Origin of the sequence: Actinomadura sp., assembly GCF_044508335.1 — a bacterium.
GTDB lineage: Bacteria > Actinomycetota > Actinomycetes > Streptosporangiales > Streptosporangiaceae > Spirillospora.
Map to the genome: position 1 here is coordinate 1 of NZ_JBIQHY010000133.1, position 18,428 is coordinate 18,428.

Annotated in this window: 17 protein-coding genes and 1 tRNA gene; 5 read left to right on the top strand and 13 right to left on the bottom strand. The window is 71.3% G+C overall.

What is annotated here, in order from left to right; translation table 11 throughout:
- From ACIWVC_RS29915 to polA, 3 genes are all read right to left on the bottom strand, one after another.
- Positions 1 to 361 (bottom strand): S1 RNA-binding domain-containing protein (locus ACIWVC_RS29915; RefSeq protein ID WP_396454855.1); only part of this gene is annotated, 361 nt, incomplete at its 3' end.
- A 237-nt stretch (positions 362 to 598) separates the two neighbouring features.
- Positions 599 to 1,690: a polysaccharide deacetylase family protein gene (locus ACIWVC_RS29920; protein WP_396445731.1), complete on the bottom strand. Its 1,092-nt coding sequence runs from the start codon at positions 1,688 to 1,690 to the stop codon at positions 599 to 601.
- Between the two features lie 364 nt (positions 1,691 to 2,054).
- Positions 2,055 to 4,745: a DNA polymerase I gene (gene polA / locus ACIWVC_RS29925; protein ID WP_396445730.1), complete on the bottom strand. Its 2,691-nt coding sequence runs from the start codon at positions 4,743 to 4,745 to the stop codon at positions 2,055 to 2,057.
- A 138-nt stretch (positions 4,746 to 4,883) separates the two neighbouring features.
- Between polA and ACIWVC_RS29930 the strand changes: the two genes are divergently transcribed.
- Together ACIWVC_RS29930 and ACIWVC_RS29935 are read left to right on the top strand one after the other, a co-directional pair.
- On the top strand, positions 4,884 to 5,240 hold the full coding sequence (locus tag ACIWVC_RS29930) for a PaaI family thioesterase (RefSeq protein ID WP_396445834.1): 357 nt from the start codon (positions 4,884 to 4,886) through the stop codon (positions 5,238 to 5,240).
- A gap of 290 nt (positions 5,241 to 5,530) precedes the next feature.
- On the top strand, positions 5,531 to 6,112 hold the full coding sequence (locus ACIWVC_RS29935; protein WP_396445729.1) for a DUF4352 domain-containing protein: 582 nt from the start codon (positions 5,531 to 5,533) through the stop codon (positions 6,110 to 6,112).
- Positions 6,113 to 6,238: 126 nt separating this feature from the next.
- On the opposite strand, the gene ACIWVC_RS29940 is transcribed toward ACIWVC_RS29935, so the two are convergent.
- The 6 genes from ACIWVC_RS29940 to ACIWVC_RS29965 all read right to left on the bottom strand — a co-directional run bounded on the left by ACIWVC_RS29940 (position 6,239) and on the right by ACIWVC_RS29965 (position 12,073).
- Positions 6,239 to 7,021 carry an ABC transporter ATP-binding protein gene (locus tag ACIWVC_RS29940; RefSeq protein ID WP_396445728.1) on the bottom strand — a complete coding sequence of 261 codons (783 nt, stop codon included), beginning with the start codon at positions 7,019 to 7,021 and terminating at the stop codon, positions 6,239 to 6,241.
- The gene (locus ACIWVC_RS29945) at positions 7,011 to 7,751 is read right to left on the bottom strand and encodes an ABC transporter ATP-binding protein (RefSeq protein ID WP_396445833.1); all 741 of its coding nucleotides are present in this window, start codon (positions 7,749 to 7,751) and stop codon (positions 7,011 to 7,013) included. The genes ACIWVC_RS29940 and ACIWVC_RS29945 overlap by 11 nt, the downstream gene beginning before the upstream one ends.
- Positions 7,752 to 7,798: 47 nt before the next feature.
- Positions 7,799 to 8,953, bottom strand: a complete 1,155-nt coding sequence (locus tag ACIWVC_RS29950) for a branched-chain amino acid ABC transporter permease (RefSeq protein WP_396445727.1) — start codon at positions 8,951 to 8,953, stop codon at positions 7,799 to 7,801.
- Positions 8,950 to 9,915 (bottom strand): branched-chain amino acid ABC transporter permease, encoded by a 966-nt coding sequence (locus ACIWVC_RS29955; RefSeq protein WP_396445726.1) that lies wholly within the window; start codon positions 9,913 to 9,915, stop codon positions 8,950 to 8,952. Before ACIWVC_RS29955 ends, ACIWVC_RS29950 begins: the two co-directional genes overlap by 4 nt.
- A 95-nt stretch (positions 9,916 to 10,010) precedes the next feature.
- The gene (locus ACIWVC_RS29960) at positions 10,011 to 11,183 is read right to left on the bottom strand and encodes a branched-chain amino acid ABC transporter substrate-binding protein (RefSeq protein ID WP_396445725.1); all 1,173 of its coding nucleotides are present in this window, start codon (positions 11,181 to 11,183) and stop codon (positions 10,011 to 10,013) included.
- Between the two features lie 287 nt (positions 11,184 to 11,470).
- Positions 11,471 to 12,073 carry an ANTAR domain-containing response regulator gene (locus tag ACIWVC_RS29965; RefSeq protein WP_396445724.1) on the bottom strand — a complete coding sequence of 201 codons (603 nt, stop codon included), beginning with the start codon at positions 12,071 to 12,073 and terminating at the stop codon, positions 11,471 to 11,473.
- 94 nt (positions 12,074 to 12,167) lie between these two features.
- Between ACIWVC_RS29965 and ACIWVC_RS29970 the strand changes: the two genes are divergently transcribed.
- Positions 12,168 to 12,254, top strand: a tRNA-Leu gene (locus ACIWVC_RS29970).
- Positions 12,255 to 12,587: 333 nt separating this feature from the next.
- Here the strand turns inward: ACIWVC_RS29970 and pyk are convergent.
- Together pyk and ACIWVC_RS29980 are read right to left on the bottom strand one after the other, a co-directional pair.
- Positions 12,588 to 14,018 carry a pyruvate kinase gene (gene pyk / locus ACIWVC_RS29975; protein WP_396445723.1) on the bottom strand — a complete coding sequence of 477 codons (1,431 nt, stop codon included), beginning with the start codon at positions 14,016 to 14,018 and terminating at the stop codon, positions 12,588 to 12,590.
- Positions 14,019 to 14,126: 108 nt separating this feature from the next.
- A complete protein-coding gene (locus ACIWVC_RS29980; protein WP_396445722.1) occupies positions 14,127 to 14,681 on the bottom strand; it encodes a type 1 glutamine amidotransferase domain-containing protein in 555 nt (184 codons plus the stop codon).
- Positions 14,682 to 14,746: 65 nt separating this feature from the next.
- On the opposite strand from ACIWVC_RS29980, the gene ACIWVC_RS29985 reads away from it, so the two are divergent.
- Entirely contained in the window at positions 14,747 to 15,478 is a 732-nt protein-coding gene (locus ACIWVC_RS29985) for a DUF6597 domain-containing transcriptional factor (RefSeq protein WP_396445721.1), read from the top strand.
- A gap of 395 nt (positions 15,479 to 15,873) precedes the next feature.
- Complete coding sequence (locus ACIWVC_RS29990) at positions 15,874 to 17,301, top strand: pyridoxal phosphate-dependent decarboxylase family protein (RefSeq protein WP_396445720.1); 1,428 nt, start codon at positions 15,874 to 15,876, stop codon at positions 17,299 to 17,301.
- 12 nt (positions 17,302 to 17,313) lie between these two features.
- Here ACIWVC_RS29990 and ACIWVC_RS29995 read toward each other — a convergent pair whose 3' ends face one another.
- The gene (locus ACIWVC_RS29995; RefSeq protein ID WP_396445719.1) at positions 17,314 to 17,766 is read right to left on the bottom strand and encodes a VOC family protein; all 453 of its coding nucleotides are present in this window, start codon (positions 17,764 to 17,766) and stop codon (positions 17,314 to 17,316) included.
- Between the two features lie 78 nt (positions 17,767 to 17,844).
- Entirely contained in the window at positions 17,845 to 18,264 is a 420-nt protein-coding gene (locus tag ACIWVC_RS30000) for a helix-turn-helix transcriptional regulator (protein ID WP_396445718.1), read from the bottom strand.
- Positions 18,265 to 18,428: the final 164 nt, after the last annotated feature.

Genomic DNA, 18,428 nt, shown 5'->3' on the forward strand with positions numbered 1-18,428 from the left:
TCTCGATCGTGCCCCAGGCGCGCTCGTACTGGGCGCGCTTCTTGGACAGGATCAGACGGCCTTCCTTGTCCTCCTTCTGGAGGACGAGGGCCTCGACGTGGTCTCCGACGGTGACGACCTCGTTGGGGTCGACGTCGTGCTTGATGGAGAGCTCGCGCGAGGGGATGACGCCCTCGGTCTTGTAGCCGATGTCGAGGAGGACCTCGTCACGATCGACCTTGACGACAGTGCCCTCGACAATGTCGCCGTCGTTGAAGTACTTGATGGTCTCGTCGATCGCCGCAAGGAAGGCTTCCTGCGACCCGATGTCGTTGACCGCTACCTGCGGGGTGGTCGAGGTGGCCTCGGTGCTGCTCGTCATGTGTCGGCTGGCTCCGGTACGGACATGGAAGTCGTATGGGTTGTGCGCGGAGGGCCTTTATCCGCCCTGCCGAAGACCGGAATGGGACGCGGGTCGTGCCGCGTCAGTGAACCGAACCGTTGTCGCCGACCTGACCGAGCGCGAGCCTGCTCCGTCCGAAGCGCGCGCAGGCCCACAGCGCAGCGATCAGGATATGGGACCGATCTCGCGGGGTCAATCCGCCCGGGGCGGCGATGATCAGTAAGTCCGCGCACGGTCCCGGTACTCCTTGGCGAGCCGGTCTTCGGCGGCCTTCGGAAACGTGACGGTGTTCGGGTCCCCGTCAGATGTGTACCGCTCATCCGGGTGCTTGTCCAGATAGTCGAGCCACGCGGTCGAGCAGTACTTCTTGCAGTCGTTCTCCTTGATCTTACCCTCGGAGCGGATCCGGTCGATCTTCCACCGGTCGAAGTCGTCGTCGAACGGCGACAGCGCCGGACGCCAGCCGGCGAGGAACATCCCCTGGAAGGAGTACCGGCCGCCGTCCTTCTCCGCCCACGCGGCCTTCTTCGGCACGGACCCGAACGGGTAGGCGAACGTGGTGGTGTGCGTCCCGGTGAGCTGGACGATCTCGTCCTCCATGCCGCCGATCTCCTTGCGCACCCCCTTTTCGGACATGCCGGCCAGGCTCGGGTGCGTCATCGTGTGGTTGCCGATCTCGAACCCGTGCTGCTGCAGCCACTTCAGCCCGGCCGCGGCCTGCACGTCGTCCATCCCGAACAGGTCCTTGTTCAAGTAGAACGTGGCCACCGGCCGGAACCCCGGGTTCTCCCGCGCGACCTGCTCGATGATCGCCACGGCGGTGTCGGGCTTCGGGTTTCCCTGCGCGTCGAGGGCGAAGTGCCCCGGCGTGCTGTCGTCGAACGTGAGCACCACCGGGTGCCTGCCCGCCGGGACGGCGAACCGGCCGCCGGTGAACTCGGCCGCCGTGATCGGGTAGTAGCCGTCCTTCGCGAGCCGCGTCAGCTCGTCGTACAGCTCCTTGGTCGAGCGGTCCAGCGACAGCTCGGGCTTCTTCAGGATCCGGTGGTACATCAGCACCGGCACCTGGCCCAGCTCGTTCGCCTTGGCCGCGACCGCCGCGGGCGCCGCCGCGGGGATCGGCGCGGACGCCGACGCGGACGGCGACGCCGTCCCCGATGCCGAGGCCGCGGGCGTCGCGCCCGCCTTCGCGGCCTGCGCCGCGGGCGCCGCCCCGGGGGCCGCCCGGGACGCGGCCCCGGCCCGCTCGGCCGAGCTCCCCCCGTCCCGCCCGCGCCGCTCGCCCGGCAGCGTCAGCCCGAGGACCACGGCGCAGACGATCACAACTCCAGCGATCTTGTGAAGGAGAGGCACGATACCCCCGCCGGTAGACCCGAACAGGACCAGGGGGACAGCGTACGACCCCCCGGACATCTAGGACACCTACCGCCGTACCCGCAAGATCCCCACGCACCACCCCCGGCCCGTCCCGCATCCGCCCAAATGTGCATTGCCGTTCTTATGACAACAAGGCAGCGGCCGAGACCCGCCTCGGACCCGCCCCTTACCGCGCCATAGAACGCCCTCGCCCGCACCTCGCAAGCCGCAGCGAGCCACCGGGGCATGACGGAGTTGCCGCCGCTCCGTGTCCGTCGGCTCTGAAGGGCGGGTCGGCTCTGCGGGGCGGGGGCGGCTAGTGCGCTGCTTCCTGCCAGGTTCGGCCGGTGCCCATGGAGACGCTCAGCGGGGCGCGCAGCTCGTAGGCGCCGGCCATCTCGGTCCTGACCAGCGTCTTCAGGGTGTCGAGTTCGCCGGGGGCCACTTCGAAGACGAGCTCGTCGTGGACCTGGAGGAGCATGCGGGACGTGAGGCCGGCCTCGCGGAGGGCCCGGTCGACGTTGAGGCTGGCGACCTTGATGATGTCGGCTGCGGAGCCCTGGATGGGGGCGTTGAGGGCCATGCGCTCGGCCATCTCGCGGCGCTGCCGGTTGTCGGAGTTCAGGTCGGGCAGGTAGCGGCGGCGGCCGAGGATGGTCTGGGTGTAGCCGTCCTGGCGGGCCTTGGCGACGACGTCGCGCAGGTAGTCGCGGACGCCGCCGAACTGCTCGAAGTACTCCTCCATGAGGCCGCGCGCCTCGTCCGGGGAGATGCGCAGCTGCTGGGAGAGGCCGTAGGCGGACAGGCCGTAGGCGAGCCCGTAGTTCATCGCCTTGATGCGGGCGCGGAGCTCGGAGTCGATCTGCTCGGGCGGCAGGCCGAAGACGCGGGACGCGGTGATGGTGTGGAAGTCGGCGCCGGAGCCGAACGCCTCCAGGAGCGCCTCGTCCTCGGAGAGGTGCGCCATGATGCGCAGCTCGATCTGCGAGTAGTCGGCGGTGAGCAGGGACTCGTAGCCCTCGCCGACGACGAACGCCTCCCGGATCTGCCGCCCCTCGGCGGTGCGGATCGGGATGTTCTGCAGGTTCGGGTCGGTCGAGGAGAGCCGGCCGGTCGCGGCGATCATCTGGTTGAACGTGGTGTGGATGCGGCCGGCGTCGTCGAGCATCGGGATGAGCGAGTCGACGATGCTCTTGAGCTTGGCGACCTCGCGCCAGCGCAGGATGTGCTCCAGGACGGGGTGTCCGTCCTTCTCCAGGAGGGTCGTCAGCGCCTCGGAGTCGGTCGTGTAGCCGGTCTTGGTGCGCTTGGTCTTGGGGAGGTTCAGCTCGTCGAACAGGACCTGCTGGACCTGCTTGGGCGACCCGAGGTTGAAGTCGTGGCCGACGGCGTTGTGGGCCAGCTGCTCCTGCTCCTTGACCTGGCCGCCCAGGGACGCCGACAGGTGCGCCAGGTGGTCGGCGTCCACGGCGATGCCCGCGCGCTCCATGTCCGCCAGGACGCCGACGAGCGGCAGCTCCACCTCGTGCAGGAGGCGGGTGGCGCCGCGCTTCTCCAGGTCCTGGTCGAGGACGTCGGCCAGCTCGGTGACGGCGCGCGCCCGGACCGCGAGGGCCTCGGCCGCCTCCTCCTCGCCGGAGCCGTCCAGGGTGAGCTGGCCCGAGTCCTCGGCCTCGCTGCGCAGCTCGCGGTGCAGGTAGCGCAGGACGAGGTCGGCGAGGTCGAACGTCCGCTGCCCGGGGAGCGCGAGGTAGGCGGCGAGCGCGGTGTCGCTGGTGACGCCCTCCAGCCGCATGCCGCGCGCGGCGAACGCCAGCATCGGGCCCTTGGCCTCGTGGATCGCCTTGGGGCGCGCCGGGTCGGCGAGGTAGGCGGCGAGGGCGCGCTCGTCGTCCTCGATCAGCTCGGCCGGGTCGAGGTGGACGGCCGGCCCCTTCTTGGACGCGAGGGCCAGCGCGGTGATCTCGCCGGTGCCGCGCCCCCACGTGCCGGTGACGGCGATGCCGAGCCGCTCGCCGGCGTTCGCCTCCAGCCAGGTGCCGAGCGCGCCGGGTTCGAGGGCGTCGAGCTCGACCTCGAAGCCCTCGTCGGCCTCCGGCTCGGCCGCCGACAGCGACGCGTACAGGCGCTCGCGCAGGACGCGGAACTGCAGCGAGTCGAACAGGGTGTGGATCTCCTCGCGGTCCCACTGGCCCATGGTCAGCTGCGGCGGCGCCAGATCCAGGGGGACCTCGGTGTCGAGCTTGTTGATCTGGTGGTTGCGCAGCACGCCGGCGAGGTGCTCGCGCAGGCTGCCGCCGGCCTTGCCCTTGATCTCGTCGACGCGGGCGACGAGGGCGTCGAGGTCGCCGTACTTGGCGAGCCACTTCGCGGCGGTCTTCGGGCCGACGCCGGGCACGCCCGGCAGGTTGTCGCTGCTCTCCCCGACCAGCGCGGCCAGCTCGCGGTACCGCTCGGGCGGGACGCCGTACTTGGCCTCGACGGCGGCCGGGTCCATCCGGGCGAGCTCGGACACGCCGCGCACCGGGTACAGGATGGTGACGTGCTCGTTGACGAGCTGGAACGCGTCCCGGTCGCCGGTGACGATCAGGGTCTCCATGCCCGCCTCGGTGGCCTGGACGGACAGCGTGGCGATGATGTCGTCGGCCTCGTACCCGGCGACCGACAGCCGCGGGATGCGCAGCGCGTCCAGCACCTCGAAGATCAGGCTGACCTGGCTGCGGAACTCGTCGGGGGTCTTCTGCCGCCCCGCCTTGTACTCCACGTACTGCTCGTGCCGGAACGTCGGCTCCGACCGGTCGAACGCCACCGCGATGTGGGACGGCTGCTCGTCGCGCAGCACGTTGATGAGCATCGAGGTGAAGCCGTACACGGCGTTGGTCGGCTGCCCGTCGGTGGTGGAGAAGTTCTCCACCGGCAGCGCGAAGAACGCCCGGTAGGCCAGGGAGTGCCCGTCGAGCAGGAGGAGCCGGTCACGCTTGTCAGGGGTCGCTGGTGTCGTCGCCACACCAGGACTCTAGTCTGCGCGTACGACAGTTGTGTGGAGGCGTAAGTGACTGACACCAGCGGGATGTCCCCGCAGGATGTGGCCGCGAAGCTCAGCTCCGGCGGGGACTTCGACGGGCACGGCGACCTGGCCAAGGCCATGGGCGTGGAGTACCTGGAGGTCTCGGCCGAGCGCGTCGTGGGCCGCATGCCGGTCAAGGGCAACACCCAGCCGTACGGGCTGCTGCACGGCGGCGCGTCCTGCGTCCTCGCCGAGACCCTCGGCTCCGCCGGCTCGGCGATGCACGCCGGCCCGGGGCGGATCGCCGTCGGCATCGAGATCAACGCCACCCACCACCGGTCGGCGACCGAGGGGTACGTCACGGGCGTGGCGACCCGCGCGCACGGCGGGCGCACCCTCGCCACCTACGACATCGTCATCACCGACGACCGGGACCGGCGGGTCTGCACCGCCCGGCTCACCTGCATGCTGCGGGACGCCCCGTCCGGCGCCTGACCGCCGGCGCCCGCGGGCCGCGATGCGCGCTTTCTTTGCGATGCGCGCCCGGGGGTCTGTAGCGTGGGCGGGAACGGCCCGGGATCACCGAGTAGACAACGTACGCGCCCGGGGAAGGCTCGTACGGCCCCAAAGGTGATCCCGGGTCAACGCATGTCCGGGGGCGGTCCGCCGCCCGCACCGCCGCAGGGCCGCTCGACACCGGCGTAGGTCCGTCACCGGTTGCAGTTGGGTTGCGAAACGAAATCGGCCGGTTCATCCCGTCGCCGATCGGCCGTACGTTCCGGATCATGCGCCACCGTGACACGCGCACCCGTCCGTCCACCGTCCTGTCCGCCGTCCCGGCCGTCGCCGTCGCCCTCGCCGCGGCGCTCGCACTGGCGGGCTGCTCCGGCCCGGCCTCGGGCGGCCGCCACGCGGCCGCCACCTACACGATCCCCGCCGAGAAGGCCCGCGAGGGCGAGGCCGTCCTCCACGGCAAGACCGGGCAGAGCGCCGACATGCGCTTCACCGTGATCGGCTTCAGCGACGCCATGACCGACGTCATGGGCACCCACGCCGCGATGGACGCCAAGGGCGCCTTCACCCGCGTCCGGATCCTCGCCGTCAACACCGGCCGCGACATCCAGGTCTTCGACACCTGGAAGCAGCGGCTCGTCACCGCCGACGGCCGGACGCACTCCCCCGACGTCAACGCCACCATGATCAAACGCCAGCCCGAGCGGCTCTCCGTCGGATCGTTCATGCGCGTCGAGTTCGACCTGTGGTTCGACATACCGCGCGGCGCGAAGACGAAGGCGATCAGGCTCTACGGCTCCCCGCCCGTCGGCTCCACCGGCGACCCGGCCCCCGCCGAGATCGCGCTCCCCTGAACGCACCGGCCCTGAACGCACCGGCCCGGACACGGCGGCGCCCGCCGGGCCCGGACGGACCGGGCCCGGCGGGCGCGCGCACCGTGCCGCGGAGGCCGCCGCCCGGCCTCCGCAGCTCGGCCTCCTCTACTCGGCCTCCCCGGCGCCGTCCGGGGACTCGGCCGCCGCCGCGTCCGGCACGGCCGCTCCGCCCAGGTCGTCGCCCGACTCGCCGCCGAGGTACGCGGCGCGCACCTGCGGGTCGTCGAGCAGGTCGCGCGCCGGCGCCGTCTTCACCACGCGCCCCGTCTCCAGGACGTAGGCGCGGTGCGCGATCTGCAGCGCCTGCTGGGCGTTCTGCTCCACCAGCAGCACCGTGGTGCCGCGCCGGTTGATCTCCTCGATGATCGAGAAGATCTGCTGCACCAGCATCGGCGCGAGGCCCATGGACGGCTCGTCCAGCAGCAGCACCTTCGGCTTGGCCATCAGCGCCCGCCCGATCGCGAGCATCTGCTGCTCGCCGCCGGACATGGTGCCGCCCGCCTGCGACTTGCGCTCGGCCAGCCGCGGGAACAGCTCGTAGGCCTCCGCCAGCTCCTTGGACGCGTCGTCCGTGCGGGCGTACGCGCCCATGAGGAGGTTCTCCTCCACGGTCATGCCGGGGAAGATGCCGCGCCCTTCCGGCGCCTGCCCGATCCCGGCCGACACCCGCTTGTGGCCCGGCATCCGGCTGATGTCCCGGCCGTCGAAGGTGATCTTGCCGGACGTCAGGTTCCGCAGGCCCGAGATGGTCTTCAGCGTCGTCGTCTTCCCGGCGCCGTTCGCGCCGATCAGCGTGACGATCTCGCCCTCGTCCACGGACACCGAGATGCCCTTGAGCGCCGCGATCTTTCCGTAGTGGACGTGAATGTCGTCGATCTCAAGAAGCATCGGCCGGAGCCCCCAGATACGCCTCGATCACCCGCGGATCGTTCTGCACCTCGGCCGGCAGGCCGTCGGCGATCTTCTGCCCGAAGTCCAGCACCGCGACCCGGTCGCTGATCCCCATCACCAGGCTCATGTCGTGCTCGATGAGCAGGACGGTCACCCCGGTGTCGCGGATCTTGCGGATCAGGTCCTGCAGCGCCGCCTTCTCCGCCGGGTTCATGCCCGCCGCCGGCTCGTCCAGCAGCAGCAGCTTCGGCCTGGTGGCCAGCGCCCGGGCGATCTCCAGCCGGCGCTGGTCGCCGTACGGCAGGTTCTTCGCCGCCTCCTCGGCCCGGTGCGGGATCCCCACCAGCTCCAGCAGCTCGCGGGCCAGCTCCCGGCCCTGCCGCTCCTCGCGGTGGAACCAGGGCAGCCCGAGCGCCGCGCCGGCGAGGCCCGTGCGGTGGTGCGCGTCCGCGCCCACCAGGACGTTCTCCAGCGCGGTCATGTTGTGGAACAGCCGCACGTTCTGGAACGTCCGGGCGATGCCCAGCTTCGTCACGACGAAGCGCTTCTTGCCGTCGATGCGCTTGCCGTCGAAGACGACCTGGCCCTCGCTCGGCTTGTAGACGCCGGTGGTCACGTTGAACACCGTCGTCTTCCCGGCGCCGTTCGGCCCGATCAGGGCGAAGATCTCCCCCTCGCGGATGGTGATCTGCACCTTGTTCAGCGCCACGACGCCGCCGAACCGCATCACGACGTCGCGCAGCTCCAGGACCGGCTTGCGCTCGTCCGCCCCGCTCACTTGCCCACCTCCGCGGTCTCGGACTGACCCGGCCCGGCGACCTCGGCGCCCATGCTGCCCATGCCTCCGCCGCCCTCCGCCAGCTCGGCCTTGCGCCGCCGCGACGGCCACAGACCCTCCGGACGGAAGATCATCATCAGCACGAGCGCGCCGCCGAAGATCAGCATGCGGTACTCGTCCAGGAACCGGAACCGCTCGGGCAGCCACGCCACCACGAACGCGCCCAGCATCGCGCCCGGGATGTTCCCCGAGCCGCCCAGCACGACCGCCGCCAGGATCAGCGCCGACACGATGAACTCGAAGTTCGCCGGCAGGATCGACGTCTGCTTCGCGGCGAACACGACGCCGCCGCTGCCGCCGATCGCCGCGCCGATCGCGAACGCCGCCAGCTTGAACCGGAACGTCGGCACGCCCATCAGCTCGGCCGCGTCCTCGTCCTCGCGGATCGACGCCCACGCGCGGCCGACGCGCGAGGCGTCCAGCCGCCGGACGAAGATGATCGCGATGATGATGAACGCCAGCAGCATGTAGTAGTACGGCCGCGAGTCCAGCAGCCCGTACTTCAGCGGCTGCACGCCGAAGATCTCGAACTCCGACAGCGACGGCGGGTGCGGGATGCCCTGCACACCGCGCGGGCCGTTCACGAACGAGCTGTTGTTCGCGGTCCGCTTGACGATCTCACCGAAGCCGAGCGTCACGATCGCCAGGTAGTCGCCGCGGAGCCGCAGCGTCGGCGCCCCGAGGATCACGCCCGCCAGCGCCGAGAACAGGATCGCGAGGACGAGCGTCTCCCAGAAGCTCCAGTGGTACCGCACCGCGAAGATCGCGATGGTGTAGCCGCCGACCGCGTAGAACGCGACGTAGCCGAGGTCCAGGAGGCCGGCCATGCCGACCACGACGTTCAGGCCCAGGGCCAGCAGCACGTAGATGGCGATCTGGTCGCTGAGCATCGACGGCCAGCTGGCCCCGCTCGGCGCCATGAAGCTGCCGATCGCCTCGCTCGGCAGGAAGACGCCGCCGATGATGAGCAGGATGTACACGGCCCAGCGCTGCCACCCGGGGGCGCCCGCCCACCAGTTCCGCAGCGGATCGAGGGAGAGGGCGGCGCCCCGCTTCCCCGCCTTGCCGTTGATCGTCTTTGTGAGGTTCATGCGCGCGCCTGCTGGAGGGACTCACCGAGGATGCCGGTGGGACGGAACATCAGGACCAGGATCAGCACGGTGAACGCGACGACGTCGCGCCACTGCGAACCGAACAGGCTCGAACCGTACATCTCGAGCAGCCCGAGGACGAAACCGCCGGCCAGGGCGCCGCGGATGTTGCCGATGCCGCCGAGGACCGCCGCCGTGAACGCCTTGATGCCGAGCAGGAACCCGACGAAGTAGTTCGTCTGCTCGAAGCGCAGGAAGTACAGCGCCGCCGCGACGCCCGCCATCACGCCGCCGACCACGAACGTCACCGACACGACCCGGTCGATGTTGACGCCCATCAGCACGGCCGTCTCCGGGTCCTGCGCGGTCGAGCGGATGCCGCGGCCGAGCTTCGTCCGGTTCACGAACTGATCGAGCGCGATCATCATCAGCACCGCGCCGACGAAGATGATCACCTTGTCGTTGCTGATCTGGATCGGCCCGACGTCCACCACGTTCGTGAGCTGCTTGAAGTGCTCGTCGACGGGCAGCCGCCCGCCCTCCTTGGAGGTGCCGAACACCCGGTACACGACCACCGTCGCGAACAGCTGCTGGATGAAGATCGACGCCCCGATGGCCGAGATCAGCGCCGCCAGCCTGGACGCCCCCCGTTTCCGGAGCGGTCGGTACGCCGTCACTTCGAGCAGCATGGCGCTTCCCGCGGTGATGAGGCCGGCCACCACCGCGGACAGCGCCACCACCCCCACGAGCGCGATGCCGCCGACCGTGCCGACGCCCAGCGTGCGCACGGTCCACAGGGCCGCGAACGTGCCGACCATGAAGATGTCGGCGTGTGCGAAGTTGATCAGTCTCAGCACGCCGTAGACCATCGTGTAGCCCAGCGCCAGCAGCGCGTAGATCGCGCCGAGCGCCAGACCGTCGATGGTCGACGGCCAGAATTGATTGATGAAGTCGTCGAGCACCTTGGGGTCGCCTTAATCAGAGAAGGAGCGGGAGCGCTGTAGCGCTCCCGCTCCCGCGCCATCAGGGGATCTCGTCAGGGGCGCTGGTGGCGCGCCTAGGAGACCTTAGCCTCGCTTGCCTTGCCGAGCAGCGGAAGCTTGTTGCCCTCCACCTCGTAGATGTAGATGTCCAGGGTGGCGAGCTCGCCGTTCTCGGCGAACTTGATCTGCTTGCCGACGCCCTGGACGTCGACCGTCTTGAGGAACTCGTTGATCTCCTCGGGCTTGGTCTTGCCGGCCTTGACGGCCTCGACGAACGCGGTGGCCGCGTCGTAGCCCTCGGTCGAGTAGATCGCGACGTCCGAGCCGAACTTCGCCTTGTAGTCGTCGGCGAACTTCTTGGCCTTCGGGTTGGTCTTACCGGTCGGGTCGATGAGGCAGCCGCAGCTGATCAGCGTGCCCTGCGCGTTCTTCTCGCCGGTGCCCTCGATCAGGCCGGTGGCGAGCGAGCCGTCGCCGGACATCATCTTGCCCTTGTAGCCGCCCTCGCGCAGCTGCTTGAACAGCCGGCCGGCGACCGCGTAGTAGCCGCCGAAGTACACGAAGTCGGGCTTGAACTCGTTGATCTTGTTGACCGTCGAGGAGTAGTCGGTGCCCTTGTCGTCGACCGCGTCGTTCTGGGTCTGGGCGCCCTTGGCCTTGACGGCCTTCTCGATGGCGTCCGCGAGGCCCTTGCCGTAGTCCTGGTTGTCGGAGACCAGGAAGACCTTCTTGGCGCCCGAGTTCATCACGAAGTCGGCGACGCCGGCGCTCTGCGCCGCGTCGTCGGCGACCACGCGGTGCCAGTACTTCCAGCCCTTCTCGCCGAGCGTGATGTTCGTCGCCGACGGCGAGACGCTCGGGATCTTGGCCTCTTCCAGGATCGGGCCGACGCTCTGCGACTCGCCCGAGAACGCCGGGCCGATCAGGCCGGCGATCTTGTCGTTCTTGACCGCGCCGAGCGCCAGCGAGGTCGCCTGCTCCGGCTTGCCCTGGCTGTCGTAGGTCTTGAAGTTGATCTTGACCTTGGGGTTCGTGGCGTTGTACTGCTCGATGGCCAGCTGCGCGCCCTGCTTGGGCGGGATCACCAGGCCCGAGTTCTCACCGGTCAGGTCGCCCATGAACCCGATCGTGACCTCGTTGTCGCTGCCACCGGACTCACTATCGTCGCCACCGCAGGCCACGGCGCTGAGCGCGAGCGCCGCGCTCACCGCCACCGCGCCGGTGATCCTCATCATGTTGCGCCGCAAGGTGCCCAACCTTTCCATCCGGATCCGGGAGGGGATCGGGTACGAGACATGCCCCGACACCGAGAACCGGGGACCGGAAAACGGGCAGTCGGGGATCAGCTATGTCGTACACCGTCGACCCACCCCAGAACAGGACCCCCGGATCGAAGGGTTACTCGTTCGTTACTCCTCCGTGCCCATCCGATACCCGCACTTGCCTGGGATGATTACAGAGGGTGACGGAGATTGGGCACGCCGGTGCCCGCGGTTGGCCCTTGACAACTCGCCAGAAAGCGGTAGTGGGGCCCTCAGCCCGCGGCGGGCTCGTCCCGGCCGCCGGTCGCGCCCGCGACGACCGCCTCGGCGACGGCGCGCATCGTGAGCCTGCGGTCCATCGAGGTCTTCTGGATCCAGCGGAACGCCTCGGGCTCGGACCAGCCGTGCGCCTGCTGCAGCAGCCCCTTCGCGCGGTCGACCACCTTGCGGGTCTCCAGCCGCTCCTGCAGCCCGGCGACCTCCGCCTCCAGCGCCCGCAGCTCGGTGTACCGGCTGACGGCCATCTCGATGGCCGGCGCCAGGTCGGTCTTGGAGAACGGCTTGACGAGGTAGGCCATCGCCCCGGCCTCCGTCGCCCGCTGGACGAGCTCGCGCTGGGAGAACGCGGTGAGGATCACCACCGGCGCGATCCGCTCCGCGGAGATCCGCTCGGCCGCCGAGATGCCGTCCAGCACCGGCATCTTGACGTCGAGGATCACCAGGTCCGGCTTCAGCTCGCGGGCCAGCCGCACGGCGGCCTCGCCGTCCCCGGCCTCCCCGACGACCTCGTAGCCGTCCTCCTGGAGCATCTCCTTCAGGTCCAGCCGGATCAGGGCCTCGTCTTCCGCGATCACAACGCGCCGAGCACTCTCCACGAGCACGACCCTACCGAAACCCGCTACCCTGGTCCGCAGCCGCCCCGGACAGGGGCGACGAACCGGACAATATGTTACATGTCCGGATAAACATGCCGGGATGGCGGAATAGGCAGACGCGAATTCCTCAAAAGAATTTGTCCGCAAGGGCGTGCGGGTTCGAGTCCCGCTCCCGGCACCACCGAACGGCCTTCCCCGGCCCCGCCCGGCGACGGCCGCCCGTCCCCGCCGCGCTCCCGGCGGGCATCCGCTCCGCCCGCCGGCGGCCCGGCGCCGCCGACGCGTCCCCGCAAGCCCGGCGGCGGCTCACGATGTGAGAGACGCTTCGCGGCCGCGGGTTGCCCGGGTTTCCGGAGCGAAGTGGAAATGAGATCGGGCGGTGATACCTGCGCGTTGGGCAAGAGCGCGGCGGGGAGCGCGCGGGAGAAGGCCGGCGCGGAAAAAGCCGGGCACCGCGCGGGGTGCGGTGCGCGGTGCCCGGCGGGGCGGGTTGCCGTCGGTGCCCGGATGGCCGTCAGTGCTGGATGGCTATCGCGTCGCCGATGCTGTGCACGCGGAGCGCGTTGGTGGAGCCGGGGGTCCCGGGAGGCGAGCCGGCGACGACGACGACCTTGTCGCCCTTCTGGACGCGGCCGAGTTCGAGGAGGGACTGCTCGACCTGGCCGAACATGGCGTCGGTGTGGTCGACCTGGGGGACGATGAAGGTCTCGACGCCCCAGACGTGGGCGAGGCGGCCGCGGACGGCGGGGACGGACGTGAAGGCCAGCAGCGGGATCGGCGAGCGGTAGCGGGAGAGGCGGCGGGCCGTCTCGCCCGACATGGTGAAGGCGGCGAGGGCCTCGGCGCCCACGATGGCGCCGACCTCGGCGGCGGCGCGGGCGATGGCGCCGCCGACCGTCTCGGGCATCCGCTCCAGGGTGTGGGTGGCGTGCAGGGCCGCCTGCTCGGCGGTCTGCACGATGCGGCTCATGGTGAGCACGGACTCGACGGGGTACTGGCCGACGCTCGTCTCGCCGGAGAGCATGACGGCGTCGGCGCCCTCGAACACCGCGTTGGCGACGTCGGAGGTCTCCGCCCGGGTGGGGCGCGGCGAGGAGATCATGGACTCCAGCATCTGGGTGGCCACGATGACCGGGCGGGCCTTCTCGCGGCACAGCTCGATGGCGCGCTTCTGCACGATCGGCACCTGTTCGAGCGGGAGCTCGACGCCGAGGTCGCCGCGGGCGACCATGATGCCGTCGAAGGCGGCGACGATCTCGGGGAGGCGCTCGACGGCCTGCGGCTTCTCGATCTTGCCGATGAGGGGGACGCGGACGCCCTCCTCCTCCATGATCTGGTAGCAGATGTCGGCGTCGGCGGGCGTCCGCACGAAGGAGAGGGCGACGAGGTCGACGCCGAGGCGCAGCGCCCAGCGCAGGTCGGCCTCGTCCTTCTCGGTGAGGGCGGGGACGCTGACGGGGACGCCGGGAAGGTTCAGGCCCTTGTTGTCGGAGACCATCCCGCCGACGGTGACCGTGGTGCGGACGCGGGTCCCGTCGACGTCGACGACCTTGAGCGCGACGCGGCCGTCGTCGATGAGGACGGTGTCGCCGGGGCTGACGTCGCCCGGCAGCCCCTGGTAGGTGGTGGACACCTCCCGCCGGGTGCCGGGGACGTCCTCGGTGGTGATGGTGAACTCGTCGCCGAGCGTGAGGCGCACGGGCCCGTCGGGGAAGCGCCCGATGCGGATCTTGGGGCCCTGCAGGTCCGCGAGGATGCCGACGCCGCGCCCGGTGGCGTCGGCCGCCGCCCTGATCCGGTGGTAGACCTCCTCGTGGACGGCATGGTCGCCGTGGCTCATGTTGAGGCGGGCGACGTCGATGCCGGCTTCGACGAGGGCGTTGATCTGCTCGGTGCTGGAGCAGGCGGGACCGATGGTGCTGACAATCTTCGCTCGACGGGTCACGTGCACAACCGTACTTAGTTACTTGCCGGTACGGATATTCATGCAGGATATGGTCGCCCCCGGTTCACCGAATGGTCTAGGTCAGAGGTCTAGACCACATGTGGCCCGTCAGCGCGCGAACGCCTCCACCGCGGCCCGGCAGAACGCCTTGAGGTCGTCCGGCTTGCGGCTGCTGACGAGGACGTTGGGCCCGTCCTCGCAGACCTGTACCTCTTCGTCCACCCATGTGGCGCCCGCATTGCGCAGATCGGTCTGGAGGCTGGGCCAGGACGTCAGGGTGCGGCCCCGGACGACGTCCGCCTCCACGAGCGTCCACGGCCCGTGGCAGATGACCGCGACGGGCTTGCCGGCCTCGAAGAACGACCTGGCGAACGCGACCGCGCCGGGATCGGTGCGCAGGAAGTCGGGGTTGGCGACGCCGCCCGGCAGGAGGAGGCCGTCGAACTCGGTGTGGTCGGAGACGTCGACGGTGGTGTCGATGGGGAAGGTGCCGGCCCTGTCGAGGTGGTCGAACGCCTGGAGCCGGCCGGACTGGGTGGAGACGAGCCGCGGGGTCCCGCCGGCCTCCTCGACGGCCGCCCAGGGCTCGGTGAGCTCCACCTGCTCGGTGCCCTCCGGCGCGCAGAGGAACGCGATGGTCCTGCCCTGAAGATCGTTGGCCATGACTTCTCCCGCTTTAGTCGATTTTCAGGCCCCTTGCCCGCTTAGTCGGGTGGTATGCAGGAGTGATGAGCCCGACCGCCCACCGGCCCCCGCTCCCCGCCCGGACGGCGGCTCCGGCACGGCGGGTCTACCGCGAGTACGGGGCGCCCGGGCTGGCCTGCGCGTGGACGGCGGAGGTGCCGCGCGACGCCGAGCCCTACGTCCAGCGCGTGGTGCCGGACGGCTGCGTGGACGTGATCTGGTCGGAGGCCGGGATCCTCGTGGCGGGGCCGGACACCGGGCCGGTCCCCGCGGCGATGCGGCCGGGCGACGCCGTGGCGGCGGTGCGGTTCCGGCCGGGCACGGCGCCGCCGGCGCTCGGCGTCCCGGCGGACGCGATCCGCGACGGGCGCCTCCCCCTGCGGGACCTGTGGGGCGCGGACGCCGACCGGCTGGCGGAGGCCGTGGCGGGAGCCGGCGACCGGCTCGCCGCGCTGGTCGCGGCGGTGCGGGAGCGGATGGGCCCGCCCGATCCGCTGGTCCCTGCGGTGGTCGCGGGGCTGGCGCGCGGCTCGGTGCGGGACGTGGCGGACGGCCTGGGCGTCGGCGAGCGCCAGCTGCGCCGCCGCTCGCTCGCCGCGTTCGGGTACGGGCCGAAGACGCTGCAGCGGGTGCTGCGGTTCCAGCGGGCGCTGGCGCTGGTCCGGGCGGGCGAGACGCGGGCGGACGCGGCGTGCGCGGCGGGCTACGCCGACCAGGCCCATTTCGCGCACGAGGTGCGGGACCTGGCGGGCGAGCCCGTCGGGAACCTGCTGTGACCCCGTCCGCCGCGGAAGTGGAGCGCGAACCGGCGCCGGTCGATGGCGCGGCCGTTGAGCCGCAGGAACTGCTCGGCGCGGGCCAGGCCGGCGGCGTTGAGGACTCTCATGGCGCCACGGTGGGGCGGCCGGATCCGGCCGGTCTTGTAGCGGACGTCCGGGGACCGGTGCGCGGTGGGCCCGGCCACCCCAGCGGTGGGTGGCCGAGCCCCTGATGTCCCGCGCTGCGGGGTGCGGGAGCGCGGTGCCGCGCCGCCGTGCCGGGACGGTGCCGTCCGGGGCGCCGGGCGCGAACCCTTGCGGGACCGTAGCCGACCGGCCCCAAGACCACAAGGGGCGGGTCGCAGGCCGGCGGCCGTTTCCCCCGGGGCCCTCCGTGTGGTCTGCTGTGCGCCATGAGTGATCCGCTTGACGAACATGACAGGGCCGGTGAGCCGCTCGCCGTGGTGGCGCGGGAGGCCGAGCCGTATCTGGCGGGCCTGCGGGACCGGCCCGTCCACGACGCGGCGGCGGACGCGCTCCTGGACGAGCTGGACGGCCCGCTGCCGGAGACCGGGGACGGCGCGGTGGCCGCGGTCGAGCGGCTGGTCCGAATCGGGACGGGGGCGGCGACGCACTCGACCGGGCCGCGGTTCTTCCACTTCGTGGTGGGCGGGTCGACGCCGGCGGCGATGGCGGGCGACTGGACGGCCTCGCTGCTGGACCAGGTGGCCGGGTTGTGGACGGCGTCCCCGCTCGCGACGCGGGCGGAGACGGTGGTGCTGCGCTGGCTGAAGGAGCTGTTCGGGCTGCCGGAGTCGTTCGGCGGGGTGCTGACGCCGAGCGCGACGCTCGCGCACGTGGCGGGGCTGGCGTGCGCGCGGTACTGGTGGGCGGACAAGTACGGGGTGGACGCCACCTCGCGCGGCCTGGCCGGGCTGCCGGCGATGCCGGTGTTCAGCAGCGGGCTGGTGCACGTCAGCACCCGCAAGGCGCTGCAGATCCTGGGCTGCGGCCGCGACACGCTGCGCACGTTCGCCCGCGACGACGCCGGCCGCGTCGACCTGGCGGCGATGGACGCGGCGCTGGCCCGGGCCGGCGGCCGGGCGGTCGTCGTCGCGAACCTCGGCGAGGTCAACACCGGGGACAGCGACCCGATCGCCGACCTCGCGGACCTGGCCGAGCGGCACGGCGCCTGGCTGCACGTGGACGGCGCCTTCGGCCTGTTCGCCGCGCTGAGCCCGCGCACCGCGCACCTCGCGCGCGGCGTGGAGCGGGCCGACTCGGTGACGTCGGACGGCCACAAGTGGCTGAACGTCCCGTACGAGAGCGGGTTCTCGTTCGTCCGGGACCGGACGTGGCTGAGCCGCGCGTTCGGGTCGTGGGGCGCCGCGTACCTGCCGGACGCCGACGACGAGCGGATCAACTACAACATGCTCGGCCCGGAGTCGTCCCGGCGGGCGCGGGCGCTGCCGATCTGGGCGACCCTGCGCGCCTACGGCCGGGAGGGCCACCGCGCGATGGTGGAGCGCCACCTCGACGTCGCCGCCCATCTCGGCCGGCTCGTGGACGCGGCGCCCGACCTGGAGCTGCTCGCGCCCGTCCAGCTGTGCATCGTGTGCTTCCGGTACCGCCCGGACGGCGTCCCCGAGGAGCGCCTGAACGACCTCAACGCGCGCCTCGGCGAGGCGCTCCTCGCGGACGGCCGCGTCTACGCCGGCACGAGCACCTACCGGGGCATGACGGTGTTCCGCCCCGCGCCGCTCAACTGGCGGACGACGAAGGCCGACGTGGAGCGCCTCGTGGACGTCCTCCGCGAACTCGGCGCCGCGCTGAAGGACTGACCGCCTCGGCGTTCAGCTCGCGCAGCCGCTCCAGGGGGCGGACTCGTCGAGTTCGCCGAAGGGCTCGGTGAGGCTGTACCAGCAGCCGGAGTCGTCGCGGAAGACGGCCTCGACGCCGTAGGGGCGGCGCTCCGGCTTCTGGACGAACTCGACCCCGGCGGCGGAGAGCCGCTCGTACTCGGCCTGGCAGTCGTCGGTGTTGAACGCCCCGGCGCCGAGGACGCCCTTGGCGATGAGCGCCCTCATGTGCGCGGCGGAGCCGGGGTCCATGCTGGGCGGGCCGGGCACCATGAGGGCGAGGCTGAGGTCGGGCTGGTCCTTGGCGCCGACGGTGAGCCAGCGCATGCCGCCCTCGCCGAGCGTCATGTCGTCGCGGACCTCCAGGCCGAGCTTCTCGGTGAAGAACGCCTTGGCCGAGTCCTGGTCGAGGACCCAGACGGTGGCCAGCCCCAGTTTCGTGATCATGCCGGTGCCTCCTTCGCGAACGGCGGTGACGGGTTCACGCTAGGCCGGGGACGGCCGGGCGGCCTTCTCGAAAGTTGCTCAGTCCTTGCGGAAGCCGCCCGCCCAGAGCAGCACGAAGCAGCCCGGGATCGCGGACGCGCCGGGGGTGCGCGCCCGCCGGCGGAACTCGGTCGGCGTCATCCCGGTCTGCTCCTTGAACCGGGTGCAGAACGTGCCGAGGCTCGTGAACCCGACCAGCAGGCAGATCTCGGTGACGGTCAGGTTCGCGGTGCGCAGCAGGTCCTGGGCGCGCTCGATGCGGCGCCGGGCGAGGTAGGCGCCGGGCGTCTCCCCGTAGACCTCGCTGAACAGCCGGACGAAGTGGTAGCGCGAGTAGCCGGCGCGCGCGGCGACGGCGGCCACGTCGAGCGGCTCGGCCCACTCGCGGTCCATGGCGTCCCGCGCGATCCTCATCCGGCGGAGGACGCCGGTGTCCGGTGCGGCCGGCGTGTTCCCCATGCCTCCGATGCTCGCACGTGCTGGGCTGGGCTGGGTCACGATGGCGGTGCTGGAGCGCTTCACCCGGCGCGCGCGGACGGTCTGGGCCGTGTTCGGCCGCCCGCACGCAGCGGAAAGGCCCTGGAGGAGTGCTCCTCCAGGGCCTTGCTCCGCGCCGGGGTCAG

What these genes read in the sequence shown, in the direction of transcription:
- ACIWVC_RS29940 (WP_396445728.1), bottom strand. Translation starts at nt 7,021, where the DNA reads ATGCTTCTTGAGATCGACGACATTCACGTCCACTACGGAAAGATCGCG.
- ACIWVC_RS29990 (WP_396445720.1), top strand. Translation starts at nt 15,874, where the DNA reads ATGAGTGATCCGCTTGACGAACATGACAGGGCCGGTGAGCCGCTCGCC.
- ACIWVC_RS29935 (WP_396445729.1), top strand. Translation starts at nt 5,531, where the DNA reads ATGCGCCACCGTGACACGCGCACCCGTCCGTCCACCGTCCTGTCCGCC.
- ACIWVC_RS29985 (WP_396445721.1), top strand. Translation starts at nt 14,747, where the DNA reads ATGAGCCCGACCGCCCACCGGCCCCCGCTCCCCGCCCGGACGGCGGCT.
- ACIWVC_RS30000 (WP_396445718.1), bottom strand. Translation starts at nt 18,264, where the DNA reads ATGGGGAACACGCCGGCCGCACCGGACACCGGCGTCCTCCGCCGGATG.
- ACIWVC_RS29945 (WP_396445833.1), bottom strand. Translation starts at nt 7,751, where the DNA reads ATGCGGTTCGGCGGCGTCGTGGCGCTGAACAAGGTGCAGATCACCATC.
- ACIWVC_RS29980 (WP_396445722.1), bottom strand. Translation starts at nt 14,681, where the DNA reads ATGGCCAACGATCTTCAGGGCAGGACCATCGCGTTCCTCTGCGCGCCG.
- ACIWVC_RS29950 (WP_396445727.1), bottom strand. Translation starts at nt 8,953, where the DNA reads ATGAACCTCACAAAGACGATCAACGGCAAGGCGGGGAAGCGGGGCGCC.
- ACIWVC_RS29995 (WP_396445719.1), bottom strand. Translation starts at nt 17,766, where the DNA reads ATGATCACGAAACTGGGGCTGGCCACCGTCTGGGTCCTCGACCAGGAC.
- ACIWVC_RS29930 (WP_396445834.1), top strand. Translation starts at nt 4,884, where the DNA reads ATGGGCGTGGAGTACCTGGAGGTCTCGGCCGAGCGCGTCGTGGGCCGC.